At 36.9% G+C, this 24,924-nt stretch carries 21 protein-coding genes; 12 read left to right on the top strand and 9 right to left on the bottom strand.

Annotated elements, in window-relative coordinates:
• Positions 1–161: 161 nt before the first annotated feature.
• From ACFSUL_RS11140 to ACFSUL_RS11125, 4 genes are all read left to right on the top strand, one after another.
• A complete protein-coding gene (locus ACFSUL_RS11140) occupies positions 162–806 on the top strand; it encodes a TVP38/TMEM64 family protein (protein WP_377935392.1) in 645 nt (214 codons plus the stop codon).
• Positions 803–1,363, top strand: coding sequence for a signal peptidase I (lepB, locus tag ACFSUL_RS11135; protein WP_377935390.1), 561 nt, complete (start codon positions 803–805; stop codon positions 1,361–1,363). Before ACFSUL_RS11140 ends, lepB begins: the two co-directional genes overlap by 4 nt.
• Before the next feature lie 183 nt (positions 1,364–1,546).
• Positions 1,547–1,873, top strand: coding sequence for a hypothetical protein (locus tag ACFSUL_RS11130; RefSeq protein ID WP_377935429.1), 327 nt, complete (start codon positions 1,547–1,549; stop codon positions 1,871–1,873).
• Between the two features lie 136 nt (positions 1,874–2,009).
• Positions 2,010–2,543, top strand: a complete 534-nt coding sequence (locus tag ACFSUL_RS11125; protein WP_377935388.1) for a GNAT family N-acetyltransferase — start codon at positions 2,010–2,012, stop codon at positions 2,541–2,543.
• A 55-nt stretch (positions 2,544–2,598) separates the two neighbouring features.
• Here ACFSUL_RS11125 and ACFSUL_RS11120 read toward each other — a convergent pair whose 3' ends face one another.
• Complete coding sequence (locus tag ACFSUL_RS11120; protein WP_377935386.1) at positions 2,599–3,771, bottom strand: MFS transporter; 1,173 nt, start codon at positions 3,769–3,771, stop codon at positions 2,599–2,601.
• Positions 3,772–4,197: 426 nt separating this feature from the next.
• On the opposite strand from ACFSUL_RS11120, the gene addB reads away from it, so the two are divergent.
• Both addB and addA read left to right on the top strand, forming a co-directional pair.
• A complete protein-coding gene (addB, locus tag ACFSUL_RS11115; protein WP_377935384.1) occupies positions 4,198–7,683 on the top strand; it encodes a helicase-exonuclease AddAB subunit AddB in 3,486 nt (1,161 codons plus the stop codon).
• A complete protein-coding gene (gene addA, locus ACFSUL_RS11110) occupies positions 7,676–11,434 on the top strand; it encodes a helicase-exonuclease AddAB subunit AddA (RefSeq protein ID WP_377935382.1) in 3,759 nt (1,252 codons plus the stop codon). Before addB ends, addA begins: the two co-directional genes overlap by 8 nt.
• A 208-nt stretch (positions 11,435–11,642) precedes the next feature.
• Here addA and ACFSUL_RS11105 read toward each other — a convergent pair whose 3' ends face one another.
• The 6 genes from ACFSUL_RS11105 to ACFSUL_RS11080 all read right to left on the bottom strand — a co-directional run bounded on the left by ACFSUL_RS11105 (position 11,643) and on the right by ACFSUL_RS11080 (position 13,741).
• Positions 11,643–11,861 carry a spore germination protein gene (locus ACFSUL_RS11105; protein ID WP_071413166.1) on the bottom strand — a complete coding sequence of 73 codons (219 nt, stop codon included), beginning with the start codon at positions 11,859–11,861 and terminating at the stop codon, positions 11,643–11,645.
• Positions 11,862–11,943: 82 nt separating this feature from the next.
• On the bottom strand, positions 11,944–12,357 hold the full coding sequence (locus ACFSUL_RS11100) for a spore germination protein GerPE (protein WP_377935379.1): 414 nt from the start codon (positions 12,355–12,357) through the stop codon (positions 11,944–11,946).
• 4 nt (positions 12,358–12,361) lie between these two features.
• Positions 12,362–12,541, bottom strand: coding sequence for a spore gernimation protein GerPD (locus ACFSUL_RS11095; RefSeq protein ID WP_071413164.1), 180 nt, complete (start codon positions 12,539–12,541; stop codon positions 12,362–12,364).
• A complete protein-coding gene (gene gerPC, locus ACFSUL_RS11090; protein ID WP_377935376.1) occupies positions 12,522–13,151 on the bottom strand; it encodes a spore germination protein GerPC in 630 nt (209 codons plus the stop codon). The genes ACFSUL_RS11095 and gerPC overlap by 20 nt, the downstream gene beginning before the upstream one ends.
• A gap of 127 nt (positions 13,152–13,278) precedes the next feature.
• Positions 13,279–13,509 (bottom strand): spore germination protein GerPB, encoded by a 231-nt coding sequence (locus tag ACFSUL_RS11085; protein WP_377935374.1) that lies wholly within the window; start codon positions 13,507–13,509, stop codon positions 13,279–13,281.
• A 10-nt stretch (positions 13,510–13,519) separates the two neighbouring features.
• On the bottom strand, positions 13,520–13,741 hold the full coding sequence (locus tag ACFSUL_RS11080; RefSeq protein ID WP_071413161.1) for a spore germination protein: 222 nt from the start codon (positions 13,739–13,741) through the stop codon (positions 13,520–13,522).
• A 173-nt stretch (positions 13,742–13,914) separates the two neighbouring features.
• Here ACFSUL_RS11080 and ACFSUL_RS11075 point away from each other — a divergent pair, with 173 nt between their 5' ends.
• The 5 genes from ACFSUL_RS11075 (at position 13,915) to ACFSUL_RS11055 (ending at position 20,126) form a co-directional block, all read left to right on the top strand.
• Complete coding sequence (locus ACFSUL_RS11075) at positions 13,915–15,102, top strand: DUF418 domain-containing protein (RefSeq protein ID WP_377935371.1); 1,188 nt, start codon at positions 13,915–13,917, stop codon at positions 15,100–15,102.
• 111 nt (positions 15,103–15,213) lie between these two features.
• Positions 15,214–16,116 carry a fumarylacetoacetate hydrolase family protein gene (locus ACFSUL_RS11070; protein WP_377935369.1) on the top strand — a complete coding sequence of 301 codons (903 nt, stop codon included), beginning with the start codon at positions 15,214–15,216 and terminating at the stop codon, positions 16,114–16,116.
• Between the two features lie 84 nt (positions 16,117–16,200).
• Complete coding sequence (locus ACFSUL_RS11065; RefSeq protein WP_377935364.1) at positions 16,201–16,572, top strand: YisL family protein; 372 nt, start codon at positions 16,201–16,203, stop codon at positions 16,570–16,572.
• Positions 16,573–17,043: 471 nt separating this feature from the next.
• Entirely contained in the window at positions 17,044–19,956 is a 2,913-nt protein-coding gene (locus ACFSUL_RS11060; protein WP_377935362.1) for an EAL domain-containing protein, read from the top strand.
• A gap of 23 nt (positions 19,957–19,979) precedes the next feature.
• A complete protein-coding gene (locus ACFSUL_RS11055; RefSeq protein ID WP_377935360.1) occupies positions 19,980–20,126 on the top strand; it encodes a hypothetical protein in 147 nt (48 codons plus the stop codon).
• A 175-nt stretch (positions 20,127–20,301) separates the two neighbouring features.
• Here ACFSUL_RS11055 and ACFSUL_RS11050 read toward each other — a convergent pair whose 3' ends face one another.
• On the bottom strand, positions 20,302–20,865 hold the full coding sequence (locus tag ACFSUL_RS11050) for a DUF2777 family protein (RefSeq protein WP_377935358.1): 564 nt from the start codon (positions 20,863–20,865) through the stop codon (positions 20,302–20,304).
• A gap of 633 nt (positions 20,866–21,498) precedes the next feature.
• Here ACFSUL_RS11050 and asnB point away from each other — a divergent pair.
• Positions 21,499–23,349 carry an asparagine synthase (glutamine-hydrolyzing) gene (asnB, locus tag ACFSUL_RS11045; RefSeq protein ID WP_377935356.1) on the top strand — a complete coding sequence of 617 codons (1,851 nt, stop codon included), beginning with the start codon at positions 21,499–21,501 and terminating at the stop codon, positions 23,347–23,349.
• 174 nt (positions 23,350–23,523) lie between these two features.
• Here the strand turns inward: asnB and ACFSUL_RS11040 are convergent, their stop codons facing one another.
• Positions 23,524–24,891: an MATE family efflux transporter gene (locus ACFSUL_RS11040; RefSeq protein WP_377935354.1), complete on the bottom strand. Its 1,368-nt coding sequence runs from the start codon at positions 24,889–24,891 to the stop codon at positions 23,524–23,526.
• Positions 24,892–24,924: the final 33 nt, after the last annotated feature.

Genomic DNA, 24,924 nt, shown 5'->3' with positions numbered 1-24,924 from the left:
TAGTTTTTATCTCATATTAACGGGCAGTAGAAGGGGACTAACAAATAGTGGGAACTTCACCACTGTTTGAAATTTCACTTTATGATAAAATGAGGAAAAACGTAAGGAAGTTTTTTAAAATATGAGTTTTGTTCATGGCAGACGAAGGGGAAACATATATTATGAATATAGACATGCTTAAAGACTTATTTACATTAGAAAATATTATGGATGTTATAGATAAGTACCGCTCTTTTGGTCCGCTACCAGGAATATTGCTTCCAATGCTAGAAGCTTTTCTACCTTTTTTGCCATTAGTTGTTTTTGTTATGGCAAACGCAAGTGCTTTTGGTCTTTGGCTAGGTTTTTTGTTTTCGTGGGTAGGAGCATCACTAGGGGCATTGTTAGTATTTTTGCTCGTAAGAAGATATGGTCATGGTAGACTCTTTGGAGTGCTACGTCGAAATCGACAGGTAAAAAGACTGACGACTTGGGTGGATCGACATGGATTTGGCCCGTTATTTCTTTTGTTATGTTTCCCTTTTACACCGTCTGCGTTGGTTAACATTGTTGCGGGACTGTCAAAAATCAGCATTGCTCAATATATGTTAGCTGTCCTAACAGGGAAAGTGGTTATGATTTTTACCATAAGTTTTATTGGTTATGATATTATATCTTTAGTAAAACAACCTTTACGGACCGCCATTGTAGCTGGAGTAATCTTTGTCTTATGGCTAGTCGGAAAACAAGTCGAAATTCGACTTAATAAAAAGCTAGAAAGAGATCATCACCGTTTTGAACGTAAAAATCAGGAGGAATCAAATTGAAAGAAGAACTTAAAAGAGAAGGATTAGAATGGGTCAAAGCATTAGGGATAGGATTAATTATTTTTGTAGTCATTCGTACCTTTCTCTTTTCGAATTACGTAGTAGAAGGCGAGTCAATGATGCCCACGCTACAAGATGGAAATAAACTCGTAGTTAATAAAATTGGCTACCAAATCGGTGAACTTCAACATTTTGATGTTATCGTATTCCATGCAAATGAAGAAGAAGACTACGTAAAGCGGGTCATTGGTTTGCCAGGGGATACTGTTGAATATAAAGATGACAAGCTTTATATTAATGGCAAGTATTACGAGGAACCCTATCTAGATAAATATAAAAAACAAACGATAAATGATAAACTGACTGGAGATTTTACACTAAAAGAAATTACAGGTGAAAAGACAGTACCGGATGGAAAAGTTTTCGTTCTGGGTGACAACCGTAGAGGCAGCATGGACAGTCGTTATTTTGGTTTTATAGATGAAGAGGAAGTTGTAGGAAAGGTTAATTTACGCTACTGGCCCCTTAGTGAATGGGGTGTACAATTTACAAATTAATCTGCTTAATAAAGAATCTTGCATAAGAAGGCAGGGTTCTTTTTTGTAGAGAAATAGTTAGAATTGGAATGAACTTTTTTATACAATGAAAAAACCTTGTAACTTTATAGAAAACCGCCTGTAAAAAGAGAGAGTTATAATGAAAGTAATCTATAAAATAGGGTTGGTGTGATAATGAATGATATGGCAGCATATCTAGAAGAGTCGCTCAATGAGTGGCAAGAGGATATCTCTGGTGTTCTTGAGCAAATTGACGAAGAATATGAGGAAGTCAAAAAAGAATTAAAAGTCTACTCGTATAAATATGGGATAACGAAACAAGTAATTCAATCAACAGTAAATGAAGAGATTATTGAAAAAATTCGTCAAATGTACCATAAACCATTTGAAGAGAAGTACAGTGAGTTAAAAGAATACATACGTGATTTAGAAGAGAAAAGAAAAGTATTTCAAATGTTTGTTCATAAAATTGAAGAGGTAAAAAGGAAAGAAACAGCAAAGCAGCTATAAAGTGTTAGATAGGAAACTAATTGAAGTCTCACTTTACGAAAAGCTATGATGGGATAAATAAAGTCCTAACAGAATCATAAAAATTTTAAATAGAGATGTTTCCTTATAGAATGTTGAATAGTGAGGTGGAAATAAAATGAAATCGCTACTTTCAGGAGAAAGAATATATTTATCTAGCTTTCATGAAAAAGATACTGCGAAAATTAAAGATTGGAACGATCAGGAAGAGTTACAAAGGCTGCTTGATGCACTTCCATATAAACCAAAAACAGATGAGGAAGTAAAAAAGTGGATAAATGATAGCGGAAGTAATTTTATCCGGTTTGCTGTTCGTTTAAGAGAGAATGATGAAATTATTGGCTATGCAGAAATTGAAGGAATTTTATGGAGTCATAGAGTGGGATGGGTAACGATAGCGATAGGAGATAAAAGCTATTGGGGAAATGGGTATGGGAAAGAAATACTCCAACGCCTATTAGCCTACGGGTTTAATGAATTAAATTTGCATCGTTTGCAATTAACTGTATTTGACTACAACAAGCGAGCCATAAACTTGTACGAGTCACTAGGATTCAAACAAGAAGGGACATTCCGCGAATTCCTAAGACGAGACGGCAAAAGACACAACATGCTACTATACGGTCTTCTTCACAGCGAATGGAAAAACTAAACTAAGGTCCGTCCCTCAATGCTTTAACGTAATGAGGGACGGACCTTTTAAGTAATTATTCAAAGAGTGTTGATTGTTTATAATTAGTTCCTTTCATTGTTTTTATCAGTCTAACGGCTAAAAATAAATCCACAACAAAAAAGGAGAGTAGTAGCACAATAGATTGAAAGAAACTGAAATGCATAATCAATAGAGGAGCTAGACTGGCGCCGGTTAGCAAAATAAAGGAGTACAAACTAAGTGCCTGACCGCGTAACTCCATGCTTAATTGGCCGATAAATGTGATAATTGTCGGAAGTAATAGTGAGATAGACGAAACGAACAGGACAGAAGAGATGATCAGAAGGGGGGCATTCATTCCTTGTGTTAATCCAAATAAGATACCAATACTAACAAATGCGAGGCCTATTCCAAGAAATAATGTCCCGAATGCTCCAATTTTTTCAATTAGTCTTCCAGTAAATAAAGACAGTAGTACGCCAATTAGTCCAACAGTGCGAATCGTAAATAAAAGAGATGGATCCAATGTTAAGTATCTAGTTAAGCTATCGTAATAAGCGACAAAAGAAGCTAATAAAGTGAAAACGATACCATAGCAATATAATAAATCTTTCCGGAATATTAACCTTACTAAACGCAAAAATGACCTGTCTTCACGAGATTTTAATACTTTATTTTTGGGAAGTGAATGAAGTCCAAGTAGGAACAATATAAAATACATTGCTGCAAAACCAACAAATACTATTTGCCAGCTGCTCCATCTCGTAATAAAGTCGCTGGCAAGCTGTCCGAATATCCCAGCTAGAAGAAAACCAGAATTAATAAGTGCAAGCAAAAAAGTCCGCCTTTTACCTGAAAATAAGTCGTACGTATACGCAAATGCAACAGGAGCAAAGCTTCCTAAAAAGAACCCTTGTACACCTCTCGATAAAAACAACCATTCAAAATTAAATGCTACAGCAACAAGGACTGTACAAACTGCAGATGTAGCCAAACCATAAACAAGTACCTCTTTTCTTCCAACGCGTTCTGCAATATTTGCAAACACAAGAAGACCGCACGCATAAAAAAAGGAAAACGAGCTACTAGCTACAACGACTTTTTCCATTGGTAGTTTTAGTGATTGCCCAATATCCTCGTAAATTGGAATGAATGTGTATATATTACTTGCTACCATAATCCCCATAAATACTAACAAAAAAGACGTTAATGCCATCTTTTGTTCCATGCAATCACCTGCCTATACTAAAGTATGAAAATACGGCAAGTCCCCATCCGCATAAAATTTAATTTGACCAAAGGAATTATTTTTTCCTTCATGAGGACAGAGAGTGTCTTCTGCGAATAATTCATCAAATATCCAATTTTTCCAAAGAAAGAATGAGCGGATTCCCTCAAAATATATAAAATCTATACTATAATGAACCTATCCAAAAAAACGAATAAGGCCTTGGTTAAAATAGAAAAGAGGAAGCGGCTTGGGCAGGGCGACAAGCTTTTCGGGAAAAACAGAAGAGGTTGTCTTTTTAACCTCAGCTGTTTTTTCAGAAAAGCCCTCGAGCCCCTAGCCGCTGGAACTAGACAAAGAAAAGTGGAAGTAAACTAGAGGTGACAATTGACCTCAAGCTGTTAACTATACAAAGGAAGTGAACTAATGTCACTACGATTTATACTTGGACGATCCGGTGTAGGTAAAACCAATTATATGCTAGATGAAATGAAGCAAAAGCTCCGTGAACAACCAAACGGACCACCAATTATTTATGTTGTACCAGAGCAAATGTCTTTTTTATCTGAACACAATCTCGCCAATACTCCTGGTTTAAACGGGATGATTCGCGCACAAGTGTTTAGTTTTACTAGACTTGCATGGAAGGTTTTGCAGGAAACAGGGGGGATGAGTCGATATCATCTTTCTGATGTTGGCTTAAATATGTTGATCCGCAAAATCATTGAAGATAATAAAGATCAATTGCATATATTCTCAAAAGCCTCCGACAAGCCGGGATTTATTAATCATGTGGAAACAATGCTCACAGAATTTAAACGATACTGTATTACACCGGAAGAATTAGTTGATTTTAAAGAAAAGGAAAATTCAAAGGTACTTACAGATAAGCTACATGATTTGGAACTGATTTATCAAAAGTTTGAAGAAAGTTTATTTGGCAAATATATTGATTCTGAAGATTACTTTCAACTGCTTGCCGAAAAAATTGAGCAATCGCTATTGCTGCAAAATGCTGAAATTTATATAGATGGTTTTCATAGTTTTACACCTCAGGAATATCGGATTCTTGAGCAGCTAATTCGACATAGCTCAAGAATATCCATCTCTCTTACAATGGATAAACAAATGATGGCTGAAATTCCTTTCAGTGAGATGAGTTTGTTTAGGATGACTACTGAAACCTATGAAACACTTGTTGAAGTTGGGAAAACAACTAATGCTACTTTCGAAGAGGAGGTAGTTTTAAACAATACCGTTCGTTTTAAGGACAAGGCATTGGTTCATTTAGAAAACCATTTCGACGAAAGACCTGCTGTAGAGTTCAAGCAAAAAACTTCTCATATTGAATGGATGGAAGCTGCTAACAGGAGAGCAGAGGTTGAAGGGGTCGCTCGTGAAATTAATAGACTTGCAAGGGATAGTGGCTACCGATACAAAGATATAGCGATTCTTGTTCGGAACGGTCAAGATTATCGAGATACACTAGAAACTGTTTTTTATGATCATGAAATCCCATTTTTTATCGACCAAAAGCGAACAATGCTTAATCATCCGTTGATTGAATTAATACGATCAACATTAGAAATTATGAACACGAATTGGCGATATGAACCAGTGTTTCGTGCAGTGAAGACGGACCTTTTATTCCCGTATAAAAGAAAACCAGAGAACTTGCGCGAGCAGATGGACAGACTGGAAAACTACGTGCTTGCTTATGGAATTAAAGGAGACAGATGGACGAAAAAAGATCGTTGGACATATCGTCGCTTTAGAGGCCTTGAGCATGCGGATGTTCCTCAAACAGACAGGGAAAAAGAGATTGAGCAGGAAATAAACGAACTTCGCTTATTTATTACAACACCCATTTTACGTTTAGTAAAAAGATTAAAGCGTCAAAAAACAGGAAGAGACTATTGCGAAACGCTTTATTTATACCTAGAGGAGCTTGATATTCCAGCAAAGCTTGAAAAATTAAGTATTGAGGCAGAAGAAAGCGGAAATCTTATCGCTGCGAAAGAACATGACCAAGCGTGGAAAGCTGTTATGGACCTTTTAGATCAATTTGTCGAGATGCTTGGGGAAGAAGAAGTTTCTACGAAAAAGTTTGCAACTATTTTGGATGCAGGTATGGAGTCCATGAAATTTTCTTTAGTACCGCCAGCTGTTGACCAAGTGATGGTTGCTGATTTAGAGAAGTCCAGGTTAGCGGATATTAAAGCCGCCTTTGTAATTGGTTTAAACGATGGTGTACTACCGGCAAAATTGACCGATGATGGAGTCTTATCTGATGAGGACCGGGAAATCTTGCTGCAAAAAGGAATGAATATTGCACCAAGCAGTAGAACGAGGCTTTTAGATGAAGAATTCCTTGCCTATAAAGCCTTTACAACACCGAGTGACTATTTGTTTATCAGCTACCCAATTGCGAATGAAGAAGGAAAAGCGTTACTTCCTTCACCATATATAAAAAGGATAAAAGAAATGGTCCCAGCGTGTGCAGGTAGACTATTAATTAATGAACCATCAGATCTACCGGAAATGGAGCAGTTGCAATATGTCTCCAACCCTAATGTAACGATATCTCATTTAACAGCACAGCTGCAGCTAAAGAAACGCCAGTATCCAATGTACGATTTCTGGTGGGATGTGTATAACTTTTATATGAAGGACTCTAATTGGAATAAAAGAGCAAAACATGTTTTATCGAGCTTGTTTTATGAAAACAGAGCTAAATTATTGTCTGAAGAAACAAGTAAGGATTTATATGGAGACACGATTTTGGCAAGTGTCTCCAGGATGGAACTATTTCACGGTTGTGCGTTTTCCCATTTTGCAAGTCATGGTTTGAAACTGCGTGAACGTCAATTATTTAAGCTAGAGGCACCGGATATCGGAGAAATGTTCCATGGTGCATTAAAGTGGATTTCTGAGGAAGTTCAAAAAAATGGGCTAACCTGGTCGCAGTTATCAAAAGCTCAATGTATTGATTTAGCAAAACAAGCTGTAAAGGCACTCGCACCTAAACTGCAACATCAAATCTTACTAAGTTCTAATCGTTATTATTATATTGCTAAGAAATTGGAACATATTATTAGCCGTGCATCGATGATATTAAGTGATCATGCAAAAGCAAGTGGATTCGTTCCAGTTGGTGTTGAGTTAGGGTTTGGTCCGCAAGAGGCACTACCTCCATTCCAGTTTAAGCTTCGTAACGGCACCAAAATGGAGTTGCAAGGAAGAATTGACCGCGTAGATAAAGCGGAGGATGAGAATGGTGTCTATTTACGTGTTGTCGATTATAAATCTAGTTCCCGTGATCTGGATATGACAGAAGTGTATTATGGATTAGCGCTGCAAATGCTGACATATCTAGATATTGTGTTATCTAATTCTCGTAGCCTCGTCGGGCAAGAGGCACTACCTGCAGGTGTCCTATATTTCCATGTTCATAATCCAATGGTTAACAGTAAAAAAGTCTTAACACTCGACCAAATTGAAAATGAAATATTCAAAAGCTTTAAGATGAAAGGACTTGTGCTCGGGGAGTCTGAAATTGTTCGTTTAATGGATCAGACGTTAGAAACAGGAAGTTCTGACATTATTTCAGCTGGAATTAAAAAAGACGGGACATTATCATCAAAATCAAAAGCTGCGTCTAAAGAAGACTTCCACTACATGAGAAAACACGTACGCAAGCTTTATGAAGAGTCTGGAAACAGAATTATTTCTGGTGCAACAGAGATTTCGCCATACAAGTTAAAGGACCGAACGCCTTGCCAATTTTGTTCTTTCCGTTCCGTTTGCCAATTTGATCAATCATTAGAGGAAAATGATTATAGAGTGCTTCAAGCAAGTAAGCCGCAAGATCTTTTAAACAAATTGAGAGAGGAGGACAACACTAATGACTAACAAAACAATTCCTGAAAAACCTACTGATGTAACTTGGACGGATGATCAGTGGAAAGCTATTTGGGCGAAGGGGCAGGATATACTTGTTGCAGCAGCAGCGGGTTCTGGTAAAACAGCGGTTCTTGTTGAACGAATTATTCAAAAAATATTAAATCAAAACGATCCTTTAGATGTGGATGAATTGCTTGTCGCAACATTTACGAATGCATCGGCAGCGGAAATGCGCCACAGAATAGGTCAAGCTCTGGAGAAAGCGATTGATGAGCAGCCGCATTCCGGACATTTACGAAAGCAGTTAAGCTTGCTTAATCGTGCATCTATCTCCACTTTGCATTCATTTTGCTTAGAAGTAATTAGAAAATATTATTACATGATTGATATTGATCCAGGCTTTCGAATGGCAGATGCAACAGAAGGGGACCTATTAAGAGATGAAGTTCTCGATGATCTATTCGAAGATGAATATGGCAAGGAGGATAATGAAAGCTTTTACCGTCTTGTGGATACATTTACAAATGATCGCAGTGATGCTGCACTTCAAGATATGATTCGGAAGCTGTATGACTTTTCTAGATCTCACCCACGACCTGAATACTGGCTTGATGACTTGGTCGATATGTATGACATAAGTGATGAACTTACTATTGATGAATTGTCGTTTATACCTCCTTTACAACTAGAAATCCAACTTCAGCTTCAAGGAGCAAAAACGCTTTTTAACCAAGCATATGAGCTAACAAAAGTACCAGGAGGACCAGCACCACGAGCAGAGAACTTTTTAGATGACCTAGAAATTGCTGATAGACTTCTGGTAGCCCAGCAACAATCATGGCAAATGCTTTATGAAAAAATGCAAAATATCCATTTTACTAGATTAAAGCCTTGCAAAGGGGAAGAGTATGAAAAAGCCTTAGTAGAAGAAGCAAAAAAACTACGTGATCAGGGAAAGAAAATGATTGAAAAGTTACAAGAGGAGTTTTTTTCCCGGAGACCTGAAGCTTTTCTTGGTGATATGAAGAAAATGAAGGGTGTTATTTCTACTCTAGTCGAAATGGTAAAAGAGTTCGGGCGTCGTTTCAAAGAAATAAAAAGTGAAAGAGGACTTGTCGACTTTGCAGATTTAGAACATTATTGTCTTGAAATATTAACAAGTGAGATAACGGAGGAAGGAGATTTACTCCCTTCTGAAGCAGCATTACAATACAAGAAAAATTTTAAAGAAGTTCTTGTAGATGAATACCAAGATACAAACATGGTTCAAGAGTCTATTTTGCGATTGGTTACTGAAGAAAGAGAAGAAGAGGGAAATATGTTTATGGTTGGGGACGTGAAGCAGTCCATTTATCGCTTCCGACTTGCAGAACCTAATCTTTTTCTGACTAAATACAATCGTTTTACACCGGTATCACAAGGGACGGGGATGAAAATTGATCTTTCGCAAAACTTTCGAAGTCGAAAAGAAATACTAGATGGTACCAACTTTTTATTTAAGCAAATAATGGGGGTTTCTGTCGGGGAGATGGAATATAGTAAAGAAGCGGAGCTGGTAAAAGGAGCACCGTATCCTGAGGGAAAATCATACCCTGTTGAAGTAACTATTATTGATCAGGACGATAGTGACAATAGCGGAACTACTTCTGAAAACGAAGAGGGATTAGCAAAATTTGAAGAGGCGGATCTCGAGAAATCTGTATTAGAAGCACGTTATATGGCTTCTAAAGTGAAAGAAATGATTGAGGAACGTAAACTGGTTTTTGATCCGAAAACACAAACAGAGCGACCTATTCAGTACCGTGATATTGTCATTCTTCTTCGCAGTATGCCATGGGCTTCAGAAATTATGGAAGAATTCAAAGCTAAAGGTATTCCCATTTATGCAAATCTTTCAAGTGGTTATTTTGAGGCAGTTGAAGTTGCGATTATGCTTTCATTATTAAAAGTAATAGACAACCCTTATCAAGATATTCCACTTGCTTCTGTATTACGGTCGCCGATTGTCGGTATCGATGAGGAGGGACTAGCACTAATTCGCCTTCATTCTAAAGCTGGGAACTATTATGAAGCAGTCAAAACGTTTATGAAAAAGAAACCGGATGGCTCAAAACAAGAAGAAGTATTGGAAAAGGTTACAGAATTCACGCACATGCTAAATACTTGGAGAACAAGAGCAAGACAAGGCTCTGTGTCGGAATTGATTTGGCAGCTTTATAGGGATACAAGGTTTTACGATTTTGTTGGAGGTATGGCTGGAGGGAAACAGCGTCAAGCAAATCTTCGTGCTCTTTATGATCGGGCAAGGCAGTATGAAGAAACTTCTTTTAGAGGGTTGTTTCGTTTTCTTCGCTTTATAGACAGAATGATAGAACGGGGAGATGATCTTGGTGTTGCTAGAGCATTAAGTGAGCAAGAAGACGTTGTGCGATTAATGACAATTCATTCTAGTAAAGGATTGGAATTTCCAATCGTTTTTGTTTCCGGTATATCTAAACAATTTAATCTAATGGATTTAAATCAAGCCTATTTATTGGATAAGGATCTTGGTCTTGCTGCTAAATATACGGATCCTGAGAAAAGAATTAGTTATCCATCGTTACCTCAACTCGCCTTTAAAAGAAAAAAACGAATGGAAACAATTTCAGAGGAAATGCGGGTACTATATGTCGCATTGACGAGAGCGAAGGAGAAGTTGTTTTTAGTTGGAACGGTGAAAAATGCAGAAAAGTCATTAGAAAAGTGGAAAAAGGCAATGTGGCAAAAAGATTGGTTGCTTTCCGACTTCGATCGGTCGCAAGCGAAATCTTACCTAGATTGGATTGGTCCTTCATTAGTTCGCCACCGTGATTGCCACGGATTGTACAATGAAACTGGAAATATTTCTTTGGATATTAGTGAGCATCCATCCTGTTGGAAAATCGATATTATTCATAAATCGCAGTTTACTGTTGAAGAAGTTAATGAAGATGAAGAACTGGATGAATGGAAACAAAAGGTGAAAAAGGGAGAAGAAATTGCTGTTTCTTCTGAGCAAAAGCAAGAGGTAATGGATCGATTGTCGTGGGATTATCCATTTATGAAAGCGACAAATCAACGTTCGAAGCAGTCGGTTTCAGAACTAAAAAGATTGTATGAAGTTAGAGATGAAGCGGCAAGTGAAGAACTAATCCGACGACAGCAAAAGCCTGTATATAATAGGCCAAAATTTATGCAAGCGAATAAGTTATCTCCAGCAGAAATAGGGACAGCGATGCATACCGTCATGCAGCATATATCTTTTGAAGATAAACCAACAATAGCTTCTATAGAGGTGCTCTTAGATAATCTCGTTCACAAAGAGATATTAACAGAGGAGCAAAAGGAAGTTATAAATATAGAGAACGTTATTGGTCTATTTAACACAGAAATTGGAGAAAGATTGTTGAACGCTCAAGATATTCAAAGGGAAATTCCATTCAGTATGGCAGTACCTGTTCAGGAATTAAATGAGACGGACGAAAGCAATGAAACGATTCTTGTGCAAGGTGTCATTGACTGCGTGTTCCGAGATGATAAAGGGATTGTTCTTCTCGATTACAAAACAGATGGTATTCATGATCGCTATCAAGGTGGGTTTGAAGAGGCTAGACCAGTCTTAGAAAAAAGATATAAAGTGCAAATACAGCTTTATACAAGAGCATTAGAACAAATATGGAAAGAGCCTGTAAAAGAAAAGTATTTATATTTCTTTGATGGTGCACATATCTTATCGCTCTGATGTAAGTTGCGGATGAGTCCCACATCTTACAAAAACATCTATCTATTACTGGAAAATTAAATGGGAAATAAATCCAAAAGCCAGGTTGATTAATTCGAACGAATGAATAATAAGTTCACTCGGATTAATCAAATCTGGCATTTTTTTTTGCGGGGAGCAAAATAAACTTTAGCATGTAACCTCAAATTGGTGTTCTTCATTTTTCTTGTTAGTTATTTCCTGTAATTGGTTGGTCCACTGCATTGCAATCGAATGTTGTTGTCGCACTAAAAACATTATACGTTACTTGAAAAGGCCCTGTGTTTAATCCTCCAGACCCTGAGAAAGTTTTAGAGGCCGATTTCGGAGAGGTAATGCCTGTATCGCCAAATTGTACATTTCCCCCACCCACACTTAATATTTGAATCGGTCCTGTAATAGCTGGCATGTTGAATACACCCTTTTTTCAAAAAATAGTCTACTATAACCTTATGAGAAAAATGAAAAATAGTTCTTCATCATCTGTTACTTCAGTATTTATTTCCGACATTATTCTGGTTTCCATTTCCGTTTTTATATCCGTTCCCGTTTTTTAATTGGCGAATATTCTTAACTCTGGCCTCTAAATAGGCACTTTTTGTATTTCCGATTTGCACAACCGAGGCGGAAGAAATCCCGATTATATCAATTGTGCCTACTCTGATAGGTGCCTGGTTTATTTTAGATATTGCTACAGTTGGCTGAACAGGAGGGAGGGGGATAGGAGATGTGAAAACTTCGCCTGAAAAATTCCCCTCAGAGGTATAGAAGAGCTCTTTTTCCCTTTGAACAGCATAAACTTTTGATAATGCCGAAATAGTGTTTGAATCGCCAAATTCTAATACAGAGCTAAAACTAAGTGTCCTTAATTTAAAACCATCTACAATTGAATGCCTTTTAAACATACAATTATCCTTTTGGAGTCAAAGGAACAAAAGGTCCGATAATAAGCGATTCTGGTGGAGTGTCGAATGCAGAGGTTAACTGGATGATATCTGCGTCTCCAACAAGCATTAGAGAGGCGCTTGCTACTCCACCAACATCAATTTTACCAACGGATAATTCACGATTAATCACTTGCAGGTTCATTCGGTATCGACCCCTTTAAGTGGTTTGGAATATTTGAAATAAACGTAAAAATAGCATTCTGAATATCTTTTTTCATTTTTGCAAGAATAGTAGTCTTCCAATCATTTAATTCTGTTTCACTTGCATTTTCTTTTAATGGTATTGTTTGCAAGTAAAAATTTAATCTTTCTGGAAGTTGTTTTCTTATATCTTCTTGAATCACTTGGTAATAAGAATTATCTAGCGAGCGCTCTAACTGTGTTTCATTATCGGAAATGATTGTTGGTACTTCATTGTCAACATAGGAATGTAAACCATCTAGCACTTCCTTGTAGCTTTCAGGAGGGACACGTGAATTTTTTGCCGCTTTATTTGCCTGATTGACCGCAAAGTCCTCAATTTCTTCTAATCCGCCTGGACTAAGACCGATATTTAACGTCCCATCTAATGTTTCCACTTTTAATTGGTCAAAATTGTATTCAATTCTTTCGACATTAATAGAAGGTTTTGCTCTAAGTTCGTGCACTTCTTTAGTGAGAGTAGTAAGGTTTTTTTCTAAGGATGTGACTTTTCTATTTAAGTTTTCTATATATTGGTATAATTGAGCAGTCGAATAATAATACTGATTCATGGAAACACCTCTTTTCATTCTAACTAATTATCTTGCGCTAACTGACGGTAAGTTCTCATTCTTCCGGTACCTGCAGTAAACGTCCGATTGGGTTACCTAGCTACTAGCCCCTGCTAAATATTTCCTTTTACCCTGCTGTCGGTGAGGAGAGTGGAACTAGTACTTCCCCTCCATCGACTGGTGCAGTTTCACCATTTTTTTCAGGCTCTGGTGCAGGTTCTGTGTATCCGCCTGTATTATATAAATTAGACACTGGTTGAATTTGACCTGATGTCCCTATTTGGAAAACGGAGGAATTAGACATTCCCTCGATCTTAATACTATGAATCTGGATGGTTTGTTGAACATATATTTTCATAGCATCACACTCATAGGTTAAAGTTTATCCCTTGATCGACAGCCTCATCATCAATGGTATACGTAAGAGATTTTTCGTTATATACCGAAATACCATCTCCTGTAATGAATGAGCCGGCGCCTGCAAAGGTTTTTGCCGTTGAAACTGGACAAATACTAAATACATCTCCAATATGAAAAACACCGCTCGAACCTATGCTTATTACTTGAACAACTCCAACTATTGCTGGCATCGAATCTCACACCTTTAAAGCATTGATTATTTGTATTATATGTTTATGGGACAGTAACGTGATTATCGCCTAATGCATAAAAAACAGTTACAATAGAAACGTAAAAACGATAATGAAATTCATTTCGTTAAAAAGAAAATTGAAACTTTAGAAAAATAATGGGGGATATTACTATGACTAGTCTTTCGCCAGTGGAAAAGTCGGACCGAATTATCAGTTTAGATGTTATGAGAGGTTTTTCGCTATTAGGGATTTTTATTATTAACATGATTTCTTTCCACTCACCATTTTTATATGCAGATGCCTATACATGGTGGCAACACCCGGATGATAAAATGTTCTATCCGTGGATAGATGTTTTTGTACAAGCAAGTTTTTATCCGTTATTTGCAATGATGTTTGGGTATGGATTAGCGATTCAACAGAGACGTTCAAGTTTAAAAGGAACATCGTTTTATCCAATGGCAGTAAGGAGACTCCTTGGTTTACTCGTAATTGGTTGTATTCATGCATTTGTCATTTGGTCAGGAGATATACTAATAAACTATGCGTTATTTGGTCTCTTATTGCTATTATTTATGAAACTATCAGGAAAAGTATTGTTATGGATAGGTGGATTAGCTTTTATTCTGCCGCAACTTTTTTTTAGTATTTTACTTTTTTTAGTTTCGTTAGTCGATGAAACTGGTGTCACACACTTCACGGATATTCAAGCACTACAAAGCTCCGTCCAAGCATATGGATCTGGAAGTATTCAGGATATCTTTATACAACGATGGAAAGATTGGTATAATGTAAATGGACCTGCCAATATTTTCTTTTTAATGCTTTCGATTCTTCCGATGCTCTTAATTGGAGCTGGTGCAGGAAAATTACAACTTCTTGAGAAAGTAAAAAATCATCGCTTAGGTTGGAGTATTACCTTAATCGTAGCTGTAATTCTTGGGATTAGCATAAAGTCATTACCAATTTTAGTAGAACCTAACCTTGCTTATAGTTACATACAAGATTTTCTTGGCGGTCCTTTCCTATCAGTATCTTATGCGGCAATCTTTGCTTTATTATTAATCAATAAAAAAATAACCAAATGGTTTAGACCTCTTGCGGCTGCCGGAAGAATGTCACTGACTAACTATTTACTACAATCAGTTATAGGTACGCTTATCTTCTATTCTTATGGACTAGGACTCTATGGACAAGTAACATTAATAACAGGAACGCTGCTAGCAATTGGGATTTTTGCGATGCAAGTGATTTTGTCTGAAATGTGGTTAGCAAAATTTAAACAGGGACCTGTTGAGAAAGCATGGCGCATGTTTACCTATGGCAGAAAGTGTCCTGTAAAAGAAAGAGATATGTGAAAAAATAAGATAATTGCCTGTGATGATACAGAGAGTAACTTTTGCAAGATAACCACCATTAATATTTCATATATATTAATTGATGATAATAAAACAAGGGGAGTGGGAATAATGAAATTTGTTAGCTTTCAATTGAATGGAAACGAATCATATGGTGTTATAACAGAGGACGGAAATGCAGTGTGGAATATCCCTGCAGTGGCATTGCAAGCAAAGGATTTAGCTATTCCAGCTACGCTTCTCGAAGGAATCCAGCAAGGGGAAGAATTTTTTGAACTAGTAGAAACGTGTCTGACATTTGCGAAAGAGCTGGAAGAGACAAAAGACATTTTATTGCCTATTGAAGGTATGGAGTGGCTTTCTCCGATTACAAGACCAAAGAAAAATATAATGTGTGTTGGGAAAAATTATCGTGACCACGCTATTGAAATGGGAAGTGAGAAGGATATTCCAGAGGATGTAATGATTTTTACGAAATCTCCAACGTCTGCTACTGGACATAATCAAACACTTTTATTACATGAAAACATTACATCTCAGCTTGATTATGAGGGGGAATTGGCGGTTGTAATCGGTAAAAAGGGGAAAGGAATCAAGGAAGAGGATGCATTAGACTATGTATTTGGATATACGATTCTTAATGATATAACGGCCAGAGATTTGCAAAAAAAGCATAAACAATTTTTCATTGGCAAAAGTCTAGATACTAGTTGCCCGATGGGACCATACCTCGTTACGAAGGATGAAATAGAAGACCCTCAAAAACTTAATATTAGAACGACTGTAAATGGAGAAATACGTCAAGATTCTAATACAAGTTCCATGATTTTTTCGGTTGCGTCGGTTATCTCTACGTTGTCGCAAGGAATGGTTCTAGAGCCAGGGGATATTATCGCAACGGGTACCCCGGCTGGTGTTGGAAAAGGGTTTGAGCCACCCAAATTTTTAAAATCCGGTGATGAAATAGAAATAAGTATTGATCGACTTGGGAATTTAAAAAACAAGGTAAAGTAATAACAGCTAACTATTACCTGCCTAGAGGCAACCTATGTTAAGATAGGAAAGGTATGATTACTATTTTGGAGGGATTAGGTAAAAATGTTTGATAATACACATGCCCATATTACGACTTGGGTTATCGCGTTAATCTTATTTATTGTTGCACTTGGACTACATAATGCAGGAAAACAAAAAGGCATGAAAGTCGTGCAAATGATTTTGCGTTTATTTTACCTGTTAATAATTTTGACTGGTGTGTTAATGTTCTTCAAGCACCAAGGAATTGACCCGGCTCTTTATGGCATCAAAGCTTTGGTAGGAATTTGGGTTATTGCAATGTTTGAAATGATTTTAGTTCGAATGAACAAAGGAAAAGGTACAGGAATTTTTTGGGTGCAGCTAATAATTGCGTTTATTATCGTATTATACTTAGGGTTGAGATTGCCTCTAGGGTTGCATCCATTTGCTTAACTGATGAAAGAGACATGAAGGGAGTGATTACTCCTTTTATGTCTCTTTTAAATAATTATACTCAAAGCCCAATAATTATGGTATTTTGTATATAATACTATGGCTGTTTTCGTAAAGATTGTTGCTTTTTAACGGAAAATTAAGTTGGCCCTACTGAGTTGATTCTCGCTGCGGGTACTTGACTCCTGCGGGAAGAGAGGGAAGTGGGAGATCCCGCAGGCGAAGCCGATGTCTAGCTCCAGCGGCTAGCTCGCTGTGAAAAAGATAAAATTCCCAAAAGGCAAAAAGCGCCTTTGGGGAATTTTCCTATTTTCTTCACAAGCTGAACAAGCCGCTTCCGCTTTCCCTAGAGGCTCCCATTCCTCCCCGAGGAGTCTTGGGACCGTAGCGGAAATCAACGGGCAAAATTCATAAGTGAAAACAATAATCTGTGAGAAAAGAGCCAATACTATACAAGTGTGGTGTATCATCTTGGCAAAATCATTTCAGTGTGTGTACACGTCTGAAACGCAATTAAAAGAATTTATACACAGTAACAAGCTTCATTTATATCCATCCATTCTTCTTCAAGCGTATGTTGGTTCTTACTCAATTGAGGCCATAATGGATTTTCAAGCTATAATCCATCGCCTTCTTCCCCATGTTTCACTTCTTGGCTGTAATTCTAATGGACAAGTTTTCAATGGCGATCTCGTCTCCGAACCAGTTTTAACCTTCACTGTATTTGAAACGACAGAGATAACGACAGGTTTTATCGAATTGCCTAAACCGCAGGAAAGTCAAAAAAGAGGTATTGAATTTTATCAGAAACTAGCAAGATGTGACACGAAAGCGATTATTCTATTAGCTAGTCACCTAAATCTTCAAATCTCCGAGTTTCTTGCTGGGTTACACAAAGAAAGTGATGGCGTAAAAGTTGCCGGTGCACTGGCTGCCGACCTTCCTGATGATAAGCCGGCCTATGTTTTTACTAATCATGCCGTTTCACAAAATGGTGTAGCTGCTGTTTCCTTGAATAATGAGAATCTTCGGGTATACTCCTTTATTGTCGAGCAATGGCAAGAGGTTGGACAGCCTTTTACGATTACAAAGGCTAAAGGAAAAACTATCTATACAATAAATGAGAAAAAACCAGTGCAACTATTTGAGGAATATTTAGGTGCGAATTTTGTAGAGGAGCTTCCTAACTCGGGTGCTGAATTTCCTTTTTTATTAAATCAAAAAGGTGAAAAAGTAGCGGTATACGTTATTAAATTGATAAAAGATGGAGCAATTGAAGTAAGTCATGCAGTAGAAGAAGGTCAGGAACTTACCTTTGCATTCGCGAATATTGAAGGGATTATGCACAAAGTCTTAACAGAACTAAAATTTCTAGAGAAAAACCCTTTAGACGCTCATTTTGTATACAATTGTATTGCTCGAAAAAAGTATATTAGTGACATTACCCATCAAGAAATGCGTATGTTTAATGAAATTTCACCTATTTCCGGCTTGTTCTCACATGGAGAGATAGGACAAAAAGAAAATTCTATTCCGAAAGTGTTTGCTCATTCACTGTCCTATCTTGGACTATCAGAAACTATTAAAAAACCGTTAACGGATAAAAAGTTTGAATTTCAATTAAAACCAGAAGTAAAAACGAAGGTGAATTTGGCTAACTTAATTAAGGCATCCGCAAGGGATATTAAATCATTAACAGAGAGCATTCAAGTTTCCGAGGAATACTATCGTTCACTATTTGATAATAACACCGATTTTGTTTACAGTACGGATTTAAATGGTAAGTTTAATTCCATTAACCCTTCTTTCACGAAGACATTTGGGTATAGTACGGAGGAAGTTCTCGGGAAGCCTGCAATCAATTTTGTATCCAACGAAGATAGAACAAAAGTCCAGCGGCATTTTTTACGGGCCTTGAAAGGAAAAACACAATACTATGATTTACGAATTCCTTCCAAATTAGGAGAACCAAATTATTTTCAAATTAAAAATGTACCAATTACAGTAAACGATCAATGTGTTGGTTTGTTTGGTATCGGTCGAAATATTACAAAAGAATATGAGTCGGAACAGAAAATTACACAGCTTGCCTATTATGATTCCGAAACGGGACTTCCAAATAAAACAAAGTTTAAAGAAATTGCTGAAGAAATGATCAATCAGGCTAAAAAGAAAAATAAAGTGTTAGCTGTGATGTTTTTAGATATGGATCGTTTTAAAGTAATAAATGATACGTTAGGTCATACTGCTGGCGATAATATAATCAAAAAAATGGCAGAGAGATTATCAAAATCATTACCAAAGGGTGCTTATCTCGGAAGGTTTAGTGGAGATAAGTTTACGATTCTTCTTACAGAAGCTGCTAATCTTGAATCCGTTTCAGCTACAGCAAAGAAAGTACTTCAACTAATCCAAATGCCAACCTATTATCAAAATCAAGAATTTTTTATTACGGCTAGTATTGGCATTGGAATATTTCCACAGGATGGAAAAGAAGTAACAGAGTTGTTGAGGAATGCCGATGCAGCACTAAATAGGGTAAAACTTCAGGGAGGAAATGACATTGTCTACTTTTCAACGAAAATGAACGAAGAAGCGATACGAAAAGTGGAAATGGAAAGTAGTCTTCGGAAAGCAATCGAGCGTAATGAATTATTTATGACCTATCAACCGATAGTTACGGTAGACAATCAAAAACCGATTGGATGCGAAGCGTTAATTCGTTGGAGGCATCCTAACTGGGGAATTGTTCCTCCAGTTGATTTTATTCCTTTAGCGGAAGAAACAGGGTTAATTTATGAAATTGGGAAGTGGGTATTAGTTCAATCATGTATTCAGTTGAAAAAATGGTTAGATAATAATAGTGAACCGTTTTATATTTCTGTAAATGTTTCTGCTATTCAATTCCAAAATGAATTATTTCTCCAGGATGTAAAAGAGGCACTATCTATTTCCGGGATACCCCCGGAATGCTTATGTCTAGAGTTGACGGAAACGGTAATGCTGCATCACTCACAACATATGCTCAAGATGATGAATTCCTTAGCTGATTTAGGTATTAAAATTGCAATTGATGATTTTGGGACAGGCTATTCATCATTAAGTTATTTAAAAAATCTACCTGTCCACATTTTAAAAATAGACAGATCGTTTGTTCAAAATATGAATGATCACACACCGGATATTGCTATTGTTCAATCCGTTTCCACAATGGGAAGAGGTTTGAATATGAAAGTGTTGGCAGAAGGAGTGGAAACAAAACATCAGTTAGAATTATTACGTCAATTGGGATGTGATTATGCCCAAGGCTATTTGATAGAAAAACCGATGAAACAAGAAGATATGACAAAATGGCTGCAAAGGTTAAATCTTATTTTGAATTAGTAAACATGACTGGAGGAAGTTTGGTGGAAGTTGTACTTTTGTTTGTATTAATTGCTTTATTTATTGGGTTTGGCATATCTGTTCATGCAGCATCGAAAAATCAAACTTTTTCGGTTTTGACAAATCAAGAAATAGTGGAAAGTAGCAAGCAAAACGAGATCGATGAATAGTATGTAGTAAGGCCTAGCAACGACTTTTTTGTAAACCGTTGCTAGGCTTTATTTGCCTTCCGAAAAATACCGAAATGTTCGCATATAGATTGCTGTATTATTGAAACAATCTACGTCGAACTTCGGTACCTTCCCCCTTTGAGGTTAATTGTTGGTATTGTTCAAGGCGTTCGCATTAAGAATGGATATTCTCTATGATAAGTCGTTTGCCGGTGCTCAATGTAAACTCAAATCTGTCTCTTTGTTTTTTATAATAGGTAAAGTGATGTTGAACGGAGCAGACTTGTTCTTCATTATCAAAGTTAATAAAATTTACTCCCTGCTTAACAGTTTCTCCATCAAGGAAAGCTAGGTGATTATGACAAAATATACAATCATAAATAGAATAGTTTAAGGAATTTAAAGTGGAAATAAATTGTACAAATGCATCATCACTTAAATCATCTATAAGCTTTTCTAGTGAGTAAAGAATATTTTTTTTGAGTTGGATAGAATCGCCGGATTCAAGGTGGAAACGCTCAAACGGTGTAACAACGACTCCATTTGCAAACAGTACCCCGCTAATCCAATCACCATTTTTGAAAACGTTAATTTCTTGGTCTACGTAGAAATCTAAATCGGTTTCCTCGTTTATATCGGATTCAAAAAATAGCCAAATACCATCTTCTAAAAGAACAGTCCCTTCCGTATAAGAACGCTTTTGAGATTTTAGCATATTTAGTCGATAAGCGTTACTCAAACCTTTTCCCTCCTTATGTCTCTTTTAATTAAGTTATTTTGTGAGGCTGTTTTCATAAAGTTTGTTGTTGGTGGGCAATGAACCATTCCTTTCCGTTGCAGGCACTAAACTCCTGCGGGATTTCGACTTTTTCTCTATATCTCGCAGGAGTCTAGTATCTTTCGCTCCAATCCACTCTTAAAAATAATAAATTTTTTGAAAACAGCCTTTTGTAAAAATATTTTATTGATATGAGATAAAAAGCTTACACCTTATAGCCTCCTAGCCTGCACTTATAAGGCCTGGTAAAGAGACAGGGTATAGCTCTTGTTAATCAAGTGTCTTATAGGAAGACTCCCTAATCATGAAAATAACAATATACAAAAAAGTGTTTTATTCCTTTTGAATAAGCACGATGATACAAAATGTACTAATCGATTTTTTTTTGAAAATATTACAAATGACCTTATATTTTTCTAACAGTAACTGTCGGTAATGAAAGTTTCTTTTTTCCCCTATACTATTTCTTGTCATAATTAGCATATTTCATTCATTTGGAAATGTATAGACGGTTAACCATTTTTTAAAGATTGCATATGATAAACATGCGCTATAATTCCCTTTAGTCTATGGGAGAAAGTGAGGAGATTCACAATGTGTGGTATTACTGGATGGATTCACTATAAAAGGAACCTGCAAAGTGAGCTGGAAATAGTAAAGAAAATGACGGAAACTTTGTCAAAGAGAGGGCCAGATGAGACGAACATGTGGTGTAACCAGCATGTTGTTTTTGGGCATAAACGTTTGATTGTAGTGGACCCGGAACGTGGAAAACAACCGATGAGCATTGAACATGCTAATTCAACCTTTACCATTTGTTATAACGGCGAGCTTTACAATACAGAAGATCTAAGAAAAGTTCTATTAACAAAAGGTTATACATTTAGTGGTCATTCTGATACCGAGGTGCTACTAGCTTCCTATATAGAATGGCGGGAAGAATGTGTGCAGCATTTAAATGGAATATTTGCCTTTGCTGTATGGGATAGCGAGAAGCAGCAAGTATTTGTCGGCAGAGATAGAATGGGTGTGAAACCATTATTTTATGTAAACAACGGAGAAGGTCTCTTGTTTGGTTCAGAAATTAAGGCATTGCTCGCCCATCCGAGTGTTAAGCCAGTGATTGACAGACAGGGGCTTGCTGAGGTTCTTGGTTTGGGTCCATCTCGGTCTCCAGGTGAAGGTGTTTTTCAACACGTAAAGGAGTTAAGGCCAGCACATGCTATGACCTTTTCAAAAGATGGTTTGAAAATATGGAGATATTGGAATGTAGAGAGCAAGAAGCATGAAGATACGTTTGACGAGACAGTAGAACAGGTAGGATTTTTAGTGAAAGATGCAATAAAACGACAGCTTGTATCGGATGTTCCACTTTGCACCTTTCTTTCAGGAGGGCTAGATTCAAGTGCTATTACAGCAGTAGCTGCCGATGCTTATAAAGCAGAAGGAAAAGGAAAACTTCATACTTATTCTATTGATTACGAAGGTAACGATAAATATTTTGAATCAAATGATTTCCAGCCAAACTCAGATCAACCATGGATAGAGAAGATGACAAAACAGTTTAACACGATTCATCATAGTTCTGTTATCAGTCAGGAAAAATTGAAAGAGTACTTAACAGAGGCTGTACACGTTAGAGATCTTCCAGGTATGGCGGATGTAGACTCTTCACTGCTCTGGTTTTGCAAGGAGATAAAGAAAGATTTTACAGTAGGATTGTCAGGTGAATGTGCGGATGAAATATTTGGAGGTTATCCTTGGTTTCATCGAGAAGACGACTTTCATCGAAATGGTTTCCCATGGATGAGATCTGTTTCAGAAAGACAATCACTTTTAAAAGCGGAATGGAGTAGTAAACTTAATCTACAAGAATATGTTATGAACCAGTATAAAAAATCTGTTGCAGAGACACCGCTATTAGAAGGTGAAAATGAAATAGAGACAAAAAGAAGGGAATTATTCTATTTAAACCTATTGTGGTTTATGACAACATTACTTGATCGAAAAGACCGGATGAGTATGGGAGCAAGTCTTGAAGTCCGTGTCCCATTTGCAGATCATAGATTGGTGGAATATGTTTGGAATATCCCTTGGGAAATGAAAATGCATGAAGGTAGAGAAAAAGGGATTTTGCGTAAGGCGTTAGAAGGAACACTGCCAAACGAAGTGTTATACCGAAAGAAAAGTCCTTACCCGAAAACACATCATCCTGTTTATACGAAACTTGTTACAGAGTGGTTAACAGAAATTCTCAGTAATAAGGGGAGTGTCCTTCATGAGTTATTTGATAACAAAAAGCTTAATGCTATTGTTGAAAGTGGAGGAGCTGCTTTTCAAACACCATGGTTTGGTCAATTAATGACAGGTCCTCAGCTATTAGCTCATTTGGCGCAAATTCATGTTTGGTTTGAGGATTACAATATTGATATTCAAGAAAGATAGAAGACAAAACTGGAATCGTATAGTGGTTTTAGTAGGTCGGTTGTGTTAATTATTCTTAATAAACAATTAACAACAGAGGTTTAACACAACAAAATGCCTGATATCTCCCAAAATACTTTTATTTGTTCCATGGGAGAAATCAGGCACTTATTAGTAAACTCTAATTAAACTATTCTATTTATTGGAGGCAACCTTGGTAGCAGGTGAAGGGATAAAGCCTTTTTGAATCCATGCTTTTGATTGCCAACGCTTAAGCATGATTATTCCCCGTAGCCATTCGTCGGCAATAAACGATATCCAAATTCCTACGAGTCCAAGTCCTGCCCAAATGCCAAGTACATAGGAAATGGTGACACTAACACCCCACATGGATAAAATGCCCATGTAGACAGGGAATTTGACATCTCCCGTAGCTCTTAATGCATTGATGACAACAAGATTAAAACTTCGACCGGGTTCGAGAATAATAGTCAAATAGATTAATGTTTTTCCAAGTTCAATAATCTCGGTATTATTTGTAAAGATTCCAAGCAGGGGCTCAGCGGCAAACGAAAAGATAATTGCCATAATACAGGATATAATAATAGATATTTTTAAACTCTTTATACACCGGTGGTAAGCATCCTCGTATTTTCTTGCGCCAACCATATGACCAATAATAATTTGAGTTCCCTGACTTATAGCTACACTAAATAAGAAAATAAACATCATTAAATTTTGGGCATATACCTTTGTTGTTAATGCTTCTGTGCCAAGCACTGCGATAAAATAGGTTATTACCATCTGGGAGCCATTATAAGAAAGCTGTTCACCCGCAGAAGGAACCCCAATTTTTAATAAGTTTTTCACATGTACGTGTGGAAGTTTAAATAGTCGTTTAAAAGGTAATGCGTTTGGTATTCTTTTTAACAGGACAATAATTCCAGCTAATAGGCCAAGGATGCGACTTACTGCGGTAGATATGGCTACACCTTCAACGCCAAGTACAGGAATGCCCAACGGTCCAAAAATAAATAGATAGTTACCGATGACGTTAAGGATATTCATGCCGATTGTAATGTACATAACGTCTCGAGTGAAGCTATAACTTCGCATGATTGCACCAGCTGTCATAATAAGTGCTTGGATAAATGCAAATCCCCCGACAATGACAAGATAAGAAGATGCCTCATCTATAAGGCTTTCAGGAAGGTCCATAAGCTTGAGGATCGGCTTATTAAAAATCGCTAGCGATAGACTTAATAAAAGACCAAAAAGCAGATTTACGGCAAGCGAAACGAGAGAAACTTCTCCAGCAGTTTTCTTTTCGTTTGCTCCTAAATGTTGTGCGACAAGAATAGCTGTACCTGTTGCAACAAATCCAAACATCACAATGATTAAAGAGAGTATTTGGTTGGATACACCTACAGCAGCTACCGATTCATCCGAGTATTGACTAAGCATAAGAGTATCAGCATTCCCCATTAACATATGAAGAAATATTTCTATAAATATAGGCCAAGTTAGGGTGAACAAAGTCATATTTTTTTGTTTTTTAGTCATGGAAGCGCTCCTGAATTATTAGTTTTATGAAAA

The organism is Bacillus seohaeanensis (assembly GCF_042684945.1).
In the GTDB taxonomy this organism is placed as follows: Bacteria; Bacillota; Bacilli; order Bacillales; family Bacillaceae_B; genus Rossellomorea; species Rossellomorea seohaeanensis.
This window is presented reverse-complemented; position numbering and strand designations above follow the sequence as displayed.